At 38.0% G+C, this 15,253-nt stretch carries 11 protein-coding genes; 4 read left to right on the top strand and 7 right to left on the bottom strand.

Annotated elements, in window-relative coordinates:
• Positions 1 to 32: 32 nt before the first annotated feature.
• Positions 33 to 1,433 carry a 5-methyltetrahydrofolate--homocysteine methyltransferase gene (locus H5161_RS12460; RefSeq protein ID WP_182769426.1) on the top strand — a complete coding sequence of 467 codons (1,401 nt, stop codon included), beginning with the start codon at positions 33 to 35 and terminating at the stop codon, positions 1,431 to 1,433.
• A 98-nt stretch (positions 1,434 to 1,531) separates the two neighbouring features.
• Here H5161_RS12460 and H5161_RS12455 read toward each other — a convergent pair whose 3' ends face one another.
• The 3 genes from H5161_RS12455 to H5161_RS12445 all read right to left on the bottom strand — a co-directional run bounded on the left by H5161_RS12455 (position 1,532) and on the right by H5161_RS12445 (position 4,565).
• Positions 1,532 to 2,833 carry a DEAD/DEAH box helicase gene (locus H5161_RS12455; protein ID WP_182769425.1) on the bottom strand — a complete coding sequence of 434 codons (1,302 nt, stop codon included), beginning with the start codon at positions 2,831 to 2,833 and terminating at the stop codon, positions 1,532 to 1,534.
• A 235-nt stretch (positions 2,834 to 3,068) separates the two neighbouring features.
• A complete protein-coding gene (locus tag H5161_RS12450; RefSeq protein ID WP_182769424.1) occupies positions 3,069 to 4,271 on the bottom strand; it encodes an ImmA/IrrE family metallo-endopeptidase in 1,203 nt (400 codons plus the stop codon).
• 9 nt (positions 4,272 to 4,280) lie between these two features.
• Entirely contained in the window at positions 4,281 to 4,565 is a 285-nt protein-coding gene (locus H5161_RS12445) for a type II toxin-antitoxin system HigB family toxin (protein ID WP_182769423.1), read from the bottom strand.
• Positions 4,566 to 4,775: 210 nt separating this feature from the next.
• Between H5161_RS12445 and H5161_RS12440 the strand changes: the two genes are divergently transcribed.
• Together H5161_RS12440 and H5161_RS12435 are read left to right on the top strand one after the other, a co-directional pair.
• Positions 4,776 to 6,206 (top strand): UvrD-helicase domain-containing protein, encoded by a 1,431-nt coding sequence (locus H5161_RS12440; RefSeq protein WP_182769422.1) that lies wholly within the window; start codon positions 4,776 to 4,778, stop codon positions 6,204 to 6,206.
• Positions 6,207 to 6,209: 3 nt separating this feature from the next.
• Positions 6,210 to 6,869 (top strand): DarT ssDNA thymidine ADP-ribosyltransferase family protein, encoded by a 660-nt coding sequence (locus H5161_RS12435; RefSeq protein ID WP_182769421.1) that lies wholly within the window; start codon positions 6,210 to 6,212, stop codon positions 6,867 to 6,869.
• Here H5161_RS12435 and H5161_RS12430 read toward each other — a convergent pair.
• From H5161_RS12430 to H5161_RS12415, 4 genes are all read right to left on the bottom strand, one after another.
• Positions 6,862 to 7,551 carry a DUF6977 family protein gene (locus H5161_RS12430; RefSeq protein ID WP_182769420.1) on the bottom strand — a complete coding sequence of 230 codons (690 nt, stop codon included), beginning with the start codon at positions 7,549 to 7,551 and terminating at the stop codon, positions 6,862 to 6,864. The two genes, H5161_RS12435 and H5161_RS12430, sit on opposite strands and share 8 nt — an antisense overlap.
• A gap of 526 nt (positions 7,552 to 8,077) precedes the next feature.
• The gene (gene glmS / locus H5161_RS12425) at positions 8,078 to 9,898 is read right to left on the bottom strand and encodes a glutamine--fructose-6-phosphate transaminase (isomerizing) (protein ID WP_182693291.1); all 1,821 of its coding nucleotides are present in this window, start codon (positions 9,896 to 9,898) and stop codon (positions 8,078 to 8,080) included.
• 38 nt (positions 9,899 to 9,936) lie between these two features.
• Positions 9,937 to 10,701: a DeoR/GlpR family DNA-binding transcription regulator gene (locus H5161_RS12420; protein WP_024596999.1), complete on the bottom strand. Its 765-nt coding sequence runs from the start codon at positions 10,699 to 10,701 to the stop codon at positions 9,937 to 9,939.
• 184 nt (positions 10,702 to 10,885) lie between these two features.
• On the bottom strand, positions 10,886 to 14,326 hold the full coding sequence (locus tag H5161_RS12415) for a VCBS repeat-containing protein (protein ID WP_182769419.1): 3,441 nt from the start codon (positions 14,324 to 14,326) through the stop codon (positions 10,886 to 10,888).
• Positions 14,327 to 14,510: 184 nt separating this feature from the next.
• Here H5161_RS12415 and H5161_RS12410 point away from each other — a divergent pair, with 184 nt between their 5' ends.
• The gene (locus H5161_RS12410) at positions 14,511 to 15,038 is read left to right on the top strand and encodes a sugar O-acetyltransferase (protein ID WP_182769418.1); all 528 of its coding nucleotides are present in this window, start codon (positions 14,511 to 14,513) and stop codon (positions 15,036 to 15,038) included.
• Positions 15,039 to 15,253 lie beyond the last annotated feature (215 nt).

Raw genomic sequence — 15,253 nt, 5'->3', positions numbered from 1 at the left:
GCATTAAAAAATTATAATTAAAGGAAATAAACATGAAAAAACTATACAAATTAAAGCTTATTGCACTGGCTATTAGCACTACATTTATTACAGCCTGTAGCGATGCAGAGACCAATATTGTAGAAAAAGATCCTATTGTTGTAGAAGACGAGCACGATCATGCCGATGATGATCACGACCATGATGATGGCTACACTATTGACTCATTAGGCAGGTTAGCTGTGCTTGCAGGCAACAGCAACGAAGCCAGCTTTTATGACCTAGATGACAACGCTTTACTTGAAACATTTACCCTGACGAATGATTCTAACACGCTATCGTCATCACCTGATTTTCGTTATGCCGTTATTGCAAGCCGCGCACAAGATTACTTAGGCTTTATTGATGGTGGTTTATGGCGTGAAGACCATGGCGAGCACCTGCACGATTACGAGCAAAGCCCAGCGGCTAGCAGCTATGAGTTAACAAGTGGTAGTCGCCCTACACACTTAATAACTCACGACGGGCAATTAGCTGTTTTTTATGATGGTGATGCAGACTCAGGCACGGTTGCCTCTGTTGAAGTATTAACAGATAACAACATAACAAGCGCAACAGCAAGCCTGCCTGGTATTAGCTACGATATTAATATGCACGGTGTAGCAGAGCCTCGCGGTGAGCATTTATTATCAACCATTCGCCGTGATGACAGCGAAAGCACATCGGTTGCTAAAGTATTGCCAGACCAAGTAGGTGTTTATCATTTTCATGATGGTGAATACGAGCTTGAACAAACCTTAGAAGTTACGTGCTCTGATTTACACGGTGCAGCACAAAACCATGACTATGTAATATTTGGTTGTAGCGATGGCGTGTTATTAGCCCACCAGCACGAAGATGAATACGAAGCTGAAAAAATAGCGAATATTGCAGCCGTTGGCGATTTACGTATTGGTAGTATTTATGGCCACGAAGATAGCGAGACCTTTATTGGTGTAGCGTCTGGCCATGGTGGCGGCGAAGCCGTAATTGTAACTATTAACCCAGCAACAGCACAAATGGAAGAATTAGAATGGCAACTAGCCGATGGCGCAAGTGCTGTGTCGTACTCTTTTTCTGCCCATGGCGAGCACTTTTTAATATTAGACAGCTTAGGCTTTTTAAATGTATTTAGCGCACACGACCATGATGGCGAAATGCATTGGGAGCATGAAGGCCAAGTTGATATTACCGAGCAAGATGTATCAACCATGCCTGAGGGTATGAGCTTTAGCATGACAGTGGCACAAAATGGTCAGTTTGCTTATGTAGCCGACCCTATTGCTCAGCACGTTGTGCAAGTACACCTTGAAGACTTAGAAATTGAAAGTGAGCTAGAGTTAACTTTTCCACCTGCAAGCATTACCTGGTTAGGGATTGCACAAGAAATAGAAGATGAAGATCACGACCATTAATTTAAAACTAACGCTTTAAGTTAAAGCCACAAAACAAAAAACCCGTAATTAGGTCTACTAATTACGGGTTTTTTACAGCTATTTATTTAGCTCTATTGTTACTTACGGCGCCAGCCACTCCATACATCATCTATATCATCGGCTTTATTTTTTTTCTTTTTCTTGCCTGTGCCTTCTGGTTTTGCCATTGGCTTTTCATTTTTAAGCGCCTCGGCAGCATCAAGATTAGCTTGGTTAACGGCAAAGCCAGCTATTTCCTCACGTTCAAGACGTAGTTTGTTTTTCTTCTCGATTATTTTAAAGTGATGCAAATCTTCATAATCAACCAATGAAAGTGCTAAGCCTACTTCACCAGCACGGCCGCTTCGACCAATACGGTGCATATAATCAGAAGGGCTTCGTGGTAGATTAAAGTTTATTACCACTGGCAGCTTTTCAATATCTAAACCACGTGCAGCAATATCGGTTGCGATAAGTACTTCGATTTCGCCCGCTTTAAATTTTTCTATTACGCGAGTACGCTCACTTTGGCCTTTATCGCCATGGAAAACTTGTGCATTAACACCGCGCTTTTCAAGTTTACTGGCTAAGTGTTCACAGTCTTTTTTAGCGTTTACAAAAATCAGCGCTTGGCGCCATTTATGTTTTTTAATTAAATGCGCTAAAACAGTAGTTTTCTCGCCTTTATTTACGGTAAAAACACGCTGTACTAACGTACTTTCGTCTTTACTTTGAACTTGTATTTCAACAGGGTCGCTTAATAGATCTTGCGTTAATAGCTGAACTTGCTCAGGGAAAGTAGCTGAAAACAACATTGTTTGTTTTTTAGCAGGCATTAACGCTAAAAGCTCAGCAAGCTCTTCAGTAAAACCAAGGCTTAGCATGCGGTCGGCTTCATCAAGCACAAGCGTATTTAGTTTATCGAGCTTAATAGCATTGCTTGAGATTAAATCGAGTAAACGTCCTGGTGTTGCCACTATAATATCAGCACCGCCACGAAGAGCCTGCATTTGTGTATTAACCGACACACCACCAAACACTGCTACTGTTTTAATCGCGCCATTAAAGTTTGCAGAGTACGATTTAACACTATCGGCCACTTGCGTAGCAAGCTCACGGGTAGGTACCAAAATAAGCCCCGTTACAAAGTTACCTTTGCTTGCAGTACTTTTAGCGCCCTGCTCTAGGAAAGCTTTTTGCAACATAGGTAATGCAAACGTTGCTGTTTTACCTGAGCCAGTATTTGCCCCTGCAATTAGATCACTGCCCGCAAGCACACTAGGTATAGCCTTAGCTTGAATTGGCGTAGGCTGGGTATATTCCAAATCGGTTAATCGAGCTAATAGCTCTGGAATAAGGCCAAGTTCGGAAAAAGTGCTAGGGCTTGTGGCTGAGGTCATATTTATTACGGGCTTATTGCTAAAAAAGTAGCCTGCAATTTTAGCGTATTTAGCGCTTATTAAGTAGGTATTAGTGATTTAAATGTAGTTTTAGAAAAAGAGAACTGTTATAGAGTGGATTCGTGCATCTGATAATTGAATTTACAACACAAAATAGCCTTTTTAATCGAACGAAGCTTTATGCTGTAAAGTAACAGGTAGAATCATACCTACCCATTACTATTGAAAACGAAGTTTATTTTTTAAAATGGCTTTTTACTTTATCTCTAAATGCTTTGCCAAATTTAGAATGATCATTGAGCTCATGGCGAACTCTGCCGGCAACAATACAAGGGGAGATACTAAGGCTACTCGCAAATTTACGGACTGAACTAGTATCTTGCATTTCTAAATGGTTCAAATAACCTGATGGAATTAAGCTTTCTTGGGCCAATGCATCGGCTTCTTGTTCAACTTTATCGCCACCTTCTGCATCTAAATTATCCAAGTACCAAGTCTCGGTTCCATCTAAATGCAACGCGATATGCGCTAATTCATGCATTAAAGAAAACCAAAAGTTATCTAACTTATCGTGGCGTAATGTAAGTGCAACAACAGGGTTCCCGCTTGCACAAATACATACAGCACCGTCCAAATACGTTTTTGGTAAGTGACCTTCAATAATTAAATGAAGACCATGGCGGTTTAAAAACTCTTTAGCTAATTTAGGCCCCTGATCAGACCACGACAATTGCGCTAATTTTTTCATCCAATTAGCATCAACAGTCCCTTTTACATATTTTACTGGGAGCTGCTCCAATTGCGCTTTTTGTAAAACCCTAACTTGCCAAGCCCATAAAGCATAGCTATCAGTCTCTTTGTCATTTGAGCGTAAATGAGCTGTGGTTCTTAACAATGCTGGTTTTAAAGAAAATCCATTGGGTACAGACGTTAAAAACTGATTAAGCTTCTCAATTGAATACTCTTTCAATTCATTTATTGAGCCTTTAAATCCTTCAAAATATCCACGAGATCGCATTTCAGTTATAGGAAAGGCATCCCAATTAATATCTTTTGAGATAGCGCTTTTATCGCAAGGCTCTTTAATCAACACATCAGCAGATATTCCTAAGCCCGCGCTTAGCTTACGAATCATATTAAGGCTTAAACTTCGTGTGCCGTTTAGTACTTCAGTTACTTTAGAAGCAGATCCAAAATAAGGCACTAAATCTTTTTTAATCAAGCCCTGTTGCTCCATACGAAATTTTATTGCTTCAATTGGATCAGGGGAGTCAATAGGAAACGCTTCTTCCTCGTACTTTTCAATTAAAAATGCCAGTAAGTCCAGCTCATCACTTTCTGCTGAATCTGGAGCGGGATCAAAATCCATTAATATCATGACACGCGCTAAAGCTTGCTCATGATCTTGAGACGATTTAATTAACTTAATGTGGCCCATAATACCTCCTTAAAAGCGTTGCTTGTCATACTCCGAATGGGTTCCAACCCATTCAATCACAGCAATGCCATTTTGATATCTCACTTTCACAACTAACCTGTAATGGTTACCTTTTACATTAAAGATCACCCTATTATCAGCTAAAAAATCTGCGCTTCGATATCGGCTCTTTATATCTTGGGGTGTTTTCCACTCAGCTTCATTGGCTTCTGAAAACCAAACTTCAAGTGCTTTTTTTGCGTTAGCATGCTTTTGACTAAACTCTGTAAGTTTGTCTCTTCCTAAGACCTTCATCTTGCCTCAAAGTTCCCAACAAGGGAATTATAGTTATTATTACCAAAAAGGGAAGTTAAGTTTTTTCTTACTTCAAATACTTAACAGCTATAACATTTAGAGTATGCTTGCTTCAAAATTAGTTTATCACTAAGTTAATTAAGAGTACTATTAATTATCAAAAGGGTATATTTACTAATAATCAGTAAGTTAAGAAAAAAGGAATTTCAATTGTTAAAGCGTATTACGTTGGTTGGTGAACAAAGAAAAGTTCTCACATTAAATCATGAAGGCCCAATACAAATTAAGGGGGCTGCCGGTAGTGGAAAGACTACCGTAGCTGTTTACCGTGCATGCCATTTAATGGATACCCATGCTGATATGTTTGAACCTAGTAAAGTCGCTATTTTCACTTTCGGTACAACTCTATCAAATTATCTATCTACGCTAACCCATAGCCTTAACGAAAATGATTACTCTAGTATGAAAATAATAAATTTTCATAAATGGGCTTTTGCTTTTATCCTCCAAAATGGTAAAAATTTGTTTGGGAAAACACTTTTCGATAATCAAATACAGTCAATATTGGCTCAAATAATCCGTTCGATTCCTAAAACTACCGAAAATTCACGAATTCTGAGTAAATCCCTAGATTTTTTCACGGATGAAATTTCATGGTTGAAAGGTAAGCTTATTAATTCTAAAGATGAATATATATCAACAGTTCGCTCTGGAAGAGGCACAAAGGACAGGGTTACAGCTAAAGATAGAGAAACTATATGGGAAGTTTTTACAAAATATAATCAAGCGTTGCTAGCGCAAGGTAAGGTTGATTTTGATGATTATGCCTTGCTAACTCTTAATATTATCAAGGAAAAAGGCAATGCCTTTGATCCTCCTTTCACTCATTTAGTGATAGACGAAGCGCAAGATTTAAATAAAGCTCAAATGGCAGTATTAGTTAAAATTGTATCTAAAACAACTAATAGCATCACAATAATTGCTGATGCAGCCCAGCGTATTTATAAAAGTGGTTTTAGTTGGAAAGAAGTCGGTTTAAACGTGGCAGGTGGTAGAACAGTCGAATTTAAAATAAATTACCGTAATCCCCAACCAATAGCCAAAGCGGCATTATCATTATTAGCCAAAGACAATGACTCTGAAGAGTTTACGAGTGTAGAAGTTAATACGACCGAGGGTGATAAACCGGTTATTAAAAAATGTAATAGCTTATTTGAAGAGTACGCATTTATTGCTGCAAGCATCCAAAAAATAACACGTAACTCACCGAATGAAACAGTTTGTATATTACATCGCACCAATAGAGGTGTAGATAATGCAGTTAGACAATTAGCTGGGTTTAACATTAATGCAGTAAAAGTAAAAACTAATGATAGCAATAGTTCCGTAGTTAAAGCGTTAACTATGCAGGGAGTCAAAGGGCTACAATTTGACCATGTCATTATTTTAGATTTAAATGACGACAATTTACCTATTCTGTCAGGCTTTAGCGAGCCTGACGACGACCTTCACTTAACGACTGAAAGGCGCTTACTATATACTTGTATGACACGAGCAATGAAATCATTACTCATTACCTATTCCGGCAAACCCTCTCGATATATCGCTGAGATAGACCCTAGTTTGATTGAGTTGCAATAGTCAATGACAATCGCACAACGTATTAACGAAAGAAAAATCGATAGTCTCTACCATTTCACTACTATTGAAAATCTATTTAGTATTTTAGAGCGGGAATTTATTTATTCCCGAACTTTAATCGATCAACTTAAACTAACAAATGATGGGTTTTACACTGGGGATTATGTTGATCACATGGACGCTGAACGGCTTGATGGTTTAAGAAACTACATTAACTTAAGCCTATCTCGACCTCATTGGTATTTATTAAATAAGTACTCTAAACGCCCAGAATTAAAACATTTTGATTGGTGTATTTTGCAATTAAATACGGAGCCTTTATTGCGGCCAGACACTTTGTTTTCAGTCTGTAATGCCGCTTCAAATGCAGCAAAAAATTATGGTATTAATCCGGGGTTAAATGCGTTCGACAACATGTTCAAAGAGCAAGTTAAAACGCCATCAAAAACATATAGTAGACAAAACCTACCGTCGCATTTCACCACTGATATTCAAGCTGAAGTGTTAGTCAAAGATCAAATTTCGATTCAAAACATTAAAACTGTTCATCTCCCAAGCGAAAAAAAATTAAAGCAGTACCAAGCAGCATTTAATTTACTTTCTTTAAAGTCTGACTTATTCGCAGTAAACGAACCATTATTTACTGCGCCTATTCTTAGATAAGATTCTTTTGTACAGGCTTCTGTATAGTTCCCTCTGCATCTTGCATCATTAGTTGCTTATATTTATTCGAGTCCTCTAGAACGGATTGTAGTTGACCTGAGTTAAATAGAGCAATATACAGCGCAACAGAGCGAGCCTGACAATTAAAGCTTTTAGCCGGATTGAATTCTATATCGGTAAAACTATCAAACGCTAAAACGGCTGAGGCTAATTCACTTTGACGATATAATGCGTTTATGTATATCCAATCATAAAATAAGGTTTTAGGCTCTAAAGGCCACACACCTTCTTTGCCTCTAAAACCGACCATATCACCTGATTCTTTTAATCGAATATCACGTTTCGCCTCTAGTGGTGTTGTTTGTAACAAATCTTTAAATGGACCACCCTGTTCAAATATCTTTGCTGCTTGAAAAATGTTTTCTACAGCCACATATTGGCCATTGCCTAATTCCACTTTTAAATTAAATGCACTAAGGGCAGTACCTATTTCCAAACTACTTTTCGAAGAAATCTCTAATGACGATTTTCCTAGCCCAAGTGCATCAATAGCTTCATGGAACTCCACAATTGATTTTTGTTTCTGCGACACGGCAAAGCCAGCATGCCACTTAAATTCAACCATGACTTCCTTAACAAATGGGAAGTCCTTTGACGGGATGAAAACAGGTCTACTGGCCATTGTGTGTTGTTCCCTCTAACATTCTCATATTGTTTTTATTGTGCCTTTTGACTGTTTTTTTCTTTGCTTTTTACTTGAAAGAGCCTCACGTTCAGCTTTAACATTTGTAAGAAAAGATTGAGTGAGGCTACTGGCGCACTCTAATGACGCATTGGCTTTTTGCTCCATGCGGTTAAAGCTCATCGTGTTCAGAAAGAAAATAAAAGTTACCCATTATATTTTCCACAGCTAACTCCATTTAAGCCTTGATTCAACTTAGTGAGTATTTGTTTTTTAAACTTAAATTTCTATTATTGAATACTCTTAAGTTTATTACTAATAGTAATATACCAATATAAGTTGAAAATTATACATTCTTAATCAAAAAGGTATACATACAAAAAACGGCCACTTATTGTGGCCGTTTTAGTTGCATACTTTAAAGCTAGTAGCGTGCTTTTTAGATTCGAACTTTGGCGATAGTTGCGCACATTAAACAGTGTTTTAAACATTATTTAACGTGCAAAAAAATCATAACGCATTGATTTTACTCAACCGTAACAGATTTAGCTAAGTTACGTGGTTGGTCAACATCGGTACCTTTAATTACCGCTACGTAGTACGACAGTAACTGTAATGGCAGTGTGTAAACAATTGGCGCAATTATGTCGTCAGTGTGGTTTACGTTGATTACACGCATTGTGTCGTCTGACTCAAAGTGTGAATCTTTATCTGCGAATACGTAAATAATGCCGCCACGTGCGCGTACTTCTTCTACGTTTGATTTAAGCTTTTCTAATAACTCATTGTTTGGTGCTACAACAATAATTGGCATGTCAGCATCAATAAGTGCGAGTGGGCCATGTTTTAGCTCGCCCGCTGCGTAGGCTTCTGCGTGAATGTACGAAATCTCTTTAAGCTTAAGCGCACCTTCCATTGCGATTGGATATTGTGAGCCACGACCTAAAAACAGTGAGTGATGCTTGTCGGCAAATTCTTCTGCAAGGTCTGCAATGCCATCTGCAAGCAGTAATGTTTCTTCAAGCTTAGCAGGTAGTACTTTTATAGCATTAACAATAGCACTTTGATCAAGCTGTTTTTCTTGAGCTATAGACGCAGTAAGCATTAACAAACCAACTAATTGCGTTGTAAATGCTTTAGTAGAAGCCACGCCTATTTCAGCGCCAGCTTTAGTCATAAAGGCTAGGTCTGATTCGCGTACAAGCGATGAACCAGGTACGTTACAAATGGTCATTGAGGCCATGTAACCTTGCTCTTTAGCTAGGCGTAATGCAGCTAGCGTATCGGCAGTTTCACCCGATTGAGAAATAGTAACAAGTAAGCTATTTTCATGAACAAACGACTGACGGTATCTAAATTCTGAAGCTATTTCTACATTACAGCTAACGCCTGCAAATTGCTCAAGCCAATAACGTGCAACCATACCTGAATGGTAAGACGTACCACAGGCAATAATTTGCACGTGTTTTACGTCTTTAAATATTTGCTGAGCGCTTTCGCCAAAGGCATCAATTGCTACGCGGTCGTCGTTTAAACGCCCTTCAAGGGTATTACGTACCGCAAGTGGTTGCTCGTAGATTTCTTTTAGCATGTAGTGGCGGTAGTCGCCTTTGCCTGATGCATCTTGTGTAATGTTTGACTCAATCACTTCACGCTCTACAGCGTCGCCATTTTCATCAAAAATTTCTACTGTGTCACGTGTAATACGCGCTACATCGCCTTCTTCTAAAAAGATGAAGCTACGAGTAACAGGTAATAGTGCTAACTGATCAGAAGCTATAAAGTTTTCGCCAAGGCCTAAACCAATAACAAGAGGGCTACCTGAGCGCGCTACAATGATTTCGTTGTCGTTCGCTTTATCAAATACAACTGTACCAAAAGCGCCTTCAAACTGTTTAACAGCAGCTTGTACTGCTGTAAGTAAACTAGTGTGCTGCTTACGAAGCTTATGAATTAAGTGCACCATTACTTCGGTATCGGTTTCAGATAGAAACTCGTAGCCTTCTTCTTTAAGCGATGCGCGTAAGCTTGCGTGGTTTTCAATAATACCGTTGTGCACAAGTGCTAACTGGTTGTTTGATACATGTGGGTGTGCATTTGCTTCTGTAACGCTACCATGTGTTGCCCAGCGCGTATGTGCAATACCTGTATGACCGCTAACACCTGCTTTTTCTAGAGCTGCTTCTACGTTAACTACTTTACCTACTGCTTTTACAGTATTTAGCGTAGAGCCTTCTAGTAGTGCTACACCGGCAGAGTCGTAGCCACGGTATTCAAGTCGCTTCAGCCCTTCAATCAGTATTCTATTTACTGGACGTTCTGCAACTGCCCCAACTATTCCACACATAATCTCTCCAATAATCTTGTATATTTACCACTTTGTGGCTACTCAATAAATTCAGCGCAAATTAGTTTTACACCACACGCCTCAATTGCTTTGCGCTTTTCATCTGCTAAGCCATTGTCGGTTATTAATGTGGTTACTATTTTCCACGGTAATTCTAAATTTGGTATTTTTCGGCCAATCTTATCTGATTCAACCATTACAATTACTTCACGAGCCGCTTTTGCCATTACTTGGCTCAAACCAACTAACTCATTAAAGGTTGTTGTGCCACGTTTTACATCTATACCATCCGCACCAATAAAGAGCTGATCAAAGTCGTAAGAGCATAATACGTTTTCGGCAACTTGCCCCTGAAATGATTCAGAATGTGGATCCCATGTTCCACCGGTCATCAAAAGTGTTGGCTCGTTCTCAAGTGCTAATAAACGACTCGCTACTTTAATTGCGTTTGTCATTACAACTAGCCCACGCTTATCAGCAAGCTCGGGGATCATCGCAGCAGTAGTACGCCCGCTATCAATAATAATGCGGTTATGATCTTTTATAAGTTTTGCTGCTGCCTTAGCTATAGCTACTTTGCGCTTTGAATCTATTTCATCGCTAACAATTTCTTTAGGCAGAGCAATAGCACCGCCGTAACGGCGCAGCAATAAGCCACTTTTTTCAAGCGCGGTTAAATCTTTTCGAATGGTTACTTCAGATGTTTGAAACTGCTGTGCTAACTTTTCAACGGCTACTTCACCTAATTCATTAACTTGAACCAGTATATTGTGACGACGCTGCTGTGTGTTTCGTTTAGTCATAAAGCTCGTGAATTAAGTTTCATTTCGAAAGTTATGCGATTTTAAACGAAACAACCTAAATGGCAAGTGAATGAGTAAAAAAAGCGCAATGTGCGCTTTTTAATTTAACAGCATGTAGATGTGGTGAAACATTCTAACTTGCTCAGTGAGCTAGAAACTAGATTACTGAGCACGCTATTATTTTTTAGTTCAAATAAGGATATATTAAAAACTCACTACCTAAAATATATAAACTCCAAGAATCACGCTCATCTTTTTGAATTAATACATCGTGGTAATTATTCGAGATTTGTGGACTCTCCCAAATAACTTGATTTGATAACTTATCCACTAGGCTAATTGTTTTTTCTATAGAGTAATGCGCCAGATAGTTTCGGCCATAAACGCCACCTATAGCTTCATCGAGGATTTTCTCTTTGTGGTAAATTGTAAAGCCCTTAATTTGTTGTTCGTCCAAAATTTCTAATGCTTTCGTTTTCGTATCTAATACTATTAAACCACCTTCTTCATCGAAAGTACCAAAAGTACGATAATCAATTATTAGCTCTAGTTGAGGATCTGAATCTAGCTGAATAGCATGTACATGCGCTACATGGCTTGTTGTTTCTTGTAAGAAATCTAAAGGTACAGGCCAATTGCTACTGTCAATTGAAATGGGTGATAAGCTTGGATTTTCGTAAAAAGCTATACCTAAATCGTAATAACCTATTATTATTTTTGACAACTCCTCAGACGGCAAGTAAGGAAAGTAGGCTCTTGATACGACTTCTCCTGTTTGTTTAGCGATTGTGTAATATCTAATATCACTTTTAAAGCTCAAGTGTGTTTCGGACTCTGTAAAAGCAAAATCATACGAATTAGAAAAAGTCACTTCTGCAACGCTAGTTTGCCAAATTACACTGGTTGAACCTGTATTGCGTTTAACAATAAATGTCTCGTTGTTAATTTGAGTTAATGAATACTCAATTTGATTTTCATTATCTTGCGTTAACAGCATCTCTCCAGTGAAAGTAACAGGTGCATTATTGTGCGTTACCTTAGCCGAACGGCCAAAATCTGAAATGCTAACCGTATCATCAACAGCACCAACAATATGAAGATTAGGAAGTTGACCTTGAGCCACTGATGAATACTCAAGCTGCCATAGCCCATTCTCATAGCTAAAGCTTTGCATCGCATATTCTTCGTATAAATAACTTCCTTCTAAACTATCTGTTTTGCTTACTAATAATGACTGTATTCCATCATTATCAAAATCAACAGCACCTATTACTCTCCCAATGGGGTTTTCAGCAATAGATACAGAGAACAATTGCCACTGCTGATCAAAGTAATAAAGCTCTTTTGAATTAGAAAAATAAACATGACTATAAGGACTATCTACTTCAAGGCTAATCGAAATACCATCATTGAAATTAGTCTCAAACTTTTCACTACCCACCTGCAGTTCACCACCTTCCCACCATATTAGTTCACTATAATGTTCGGAGGCCTTATATCTAGTTACACGACAATTATCACCACTGGTAAATGCCTTAAATTTATATTCAGAATAGGGTCCTATCAGGTATTTGTTCTGTTTGACATCAAATATACTTTCCCTATCAATTAACTCTTTAAAGCCGTCGTTATTCAAATCACAAACTTGAATCAAGCGATTTGAATAATTAAGTGAAAGGTCCGGCGCAACAATAAGCGTAGTGATAGAAAGATCATTTCCATTAATAAGATAGCTATCATACGAATGCCCCGCCGAAAGAAGAATATCTTCAATACCATCGCCGTTATAATCAAATACCATAGAGTTATAATTTTCAGCCGAAACATCATCTATCAGCAAACTACTTGAACCCTCATTAGTTAAAAATATTTGATGTTTAGCTGCCTCTTGGTTGTAAGTAATACTTAGCCAATTTAGTTGCGTCCCTGACTGATTCAGAAATGCACCTACATGCTCAACATTTGAAGGTAAGGGAGGTATCCATTTATTGTATTCTAGCAACCCTGTCTCACTGAGACTTAAGATATAATTATCATTACCGCGTAATACACCCCTTTTTTGGTTCGAAAGCTTAATTGAAGCTACACTGGATGTTGAGTTGTTCACATAACCAACTGAGCGATTATCTACGCCACCGAGTGATTGAAGGTTGATTTGGTGCTTAATTCTTATTTGATTGTCAGAGTTTGAGATATCAACAGCAAAATTTACGTTTAAATTACTACCAAAGTCAGGCGCGTTGCTTAACCAATTAATCTCTCCTTGTTCTGAAATCGAGATATTACTTGGCCCATAAGCAATTTTGTATTCAAAAGGACCATCGAACTCATCATTAGATAAGTTAATAATGGCTGTATAGTGTTCACCTAATTCTATTTCATCATATGCAGTAATGTCAGAAACAATTGCTGGCAGTTTTTCTAATTTAAACTCATGCTCCACAGTATTTTCTGCACCACTTGGGTCTACAACTGTTAACGAAATACGATAAAGGCCAGGTAGGTCTCCAATAAAGTCAATTTTGCTACCGGTGCCAAGTTGCCAACTAGCATTCTGCGGAAAAGTTATTAATTTCCACTCATAACCTAATGGTTCAAAATCAGGGTCCTTGGACTGCGTTGCATCAAGAGTAAGGATAGAGTGTCGTAGAGCTTTGTTCGAGCCTGAAATACTTGCTATAGGAATAGAGTTGGCAGTATTGTTATAAACATTATCTAAGTCAGTTAAATAAAACTCTAGTGGCAAAAATTCATTAGATAGATGTATGGTCGAAATGCCATTAGCTTTGAGAGCTACACTAGCAGTATTTTGTGATATTAGGGTGTACTTTGCTCCTATTATTGAAGGCAGAGATATATCATTGGTTGGATAAAACTCATCAGTTTTTATTGTTAGTTTTCCTAAATCACTAAAATAAACTTCGCCATTAAAACCAATACCATACCCAACATTGGTTGCATCTAAAACAGCATCAAGCCTTACATTAGAGAATAAAATATCAAGGGAATTTTCATCAGCACCTTTAAATTGAATATTCACAGTAGCGCTACTGTCACTATTTACTCCCTGACTATTAGCAATAGCAAAACCTTCTGTTAAATAGGTAACCCCAAGCACTTCGTTACTAATTGTTAAACTAGGTACTACCCCATATTCTAAAACAAATTCAGCGTTAGAGTTTTCGATATAAATATCAGATTGCCCATTAAAAACCCACCCAGCAGCAGAGCAATTGTTATAAGTAATTATATAGTGCTGATTAGCCTCTTCCTCTTTCATCTCAGCAGAGCCTGTAACACAACCGAAATTATCAGATTGGTTATCTAGCACTGGGTCGTGGAGAAATAGATTTTGATAATCCTCTCCAAATACTATGGAATTTAGGCTATCTATTAGATATGAGTACTGAGTTGTTAGTTGAGTTACATTACTTGCTGTTATTTCAAATAAAGATAATTCACCGTCATAGGTAGGCGTATTTTGATAATCAGGCTTAACAAATTTAGTTTTTCCAGAAGAACCAGAATCATTATTAGCAGGTTGGCTGGCATCATTACCCCCTCCCCCACAACCGGCTAAAATAATTGTTAAACAGAATAATTTAGTTTGTTTATTTAATTTCATTACTTACTCCTTGTAACATGAATTTTACATTATTAAAGCTTTTTTAAAAAGGAATATAATAAAAGTCAAAATTTGTTTAAAACCTTTTTAGCCCATACAAAAAGGTAATAACAACTTTTCAGTAAAATATATAAGCATGAGATAATACTTAATAATGTATGCATATAAATGAATAACAAACTCAATGAAATTATTTAATAGCGTGACTAAGCCATATTTAATGCAAAGAAAACAAACAGGCGAGATATGCCGATTATTCAATAAAAGCCCGAGTAAAGGTAATTTAAAACGCATTAAAGAGCTATTCGCTCAATGCGGTGAAGGCGTAATTATAGAGTCAGGGTTTCATTGCGATTATGGCAATCAAATAGTTATTGGTGATCGTACTTTTATAAATATTAATTGCACACTCCTAGATTCGCCATTAGCCAATTACTCAATCACCATAGGTGATGACTGTTTAATAGGCCCGAACGTTCAGCTTTTATCTGTGTCACATGCTACTAATCCAGCAGAAAGGCTTAATAAAGAAAACTTTGCAGCCCCTATCGCGTTAGGCAATAACGTATGGATTGGCGCAGGCGCTATTATTTTAGCGGGTGTGAGTATTGGTGAAAATAGTATTGTGGGTGCAGGATCTGTAGTAACTAAAAATGTAATGGCTAATACCGTAGTAGCGGGTAATCCAGCTCGTGAAATAAGAACACTATAGTTATTACCGATGTGATTTTAACGTCGGGAGTCGCTGCGCTCGCCCGGCCTACGAGATGGGTGTTGCTGTGAGTGGATGATAATTGCGCACATTTTACTTTTCTGCAGACGTAAAAAAGCCCGAATCGTTAGATTCGGGCTTTCTACAATTTGAAGCCTGGTAATGTCCTACTTTCACATAGCAAATGCTACACTATCATCGGCGCTGTTTCGTTT

Source organism: Pseudoalteromonas sp. SG43-5 (assembly GCF_014164345.1).
Taxonomy (GTDB): Bacteria; Pseudomonadota; Gammaproteobacteria; order Enterobacterales; family Alteromonadaceae; genus Pseudoalteromonas; species Pseudoalteromonas distincta.
This window is presented reverse-complemented; position numbering and strand designations above follow the sequence as displayed.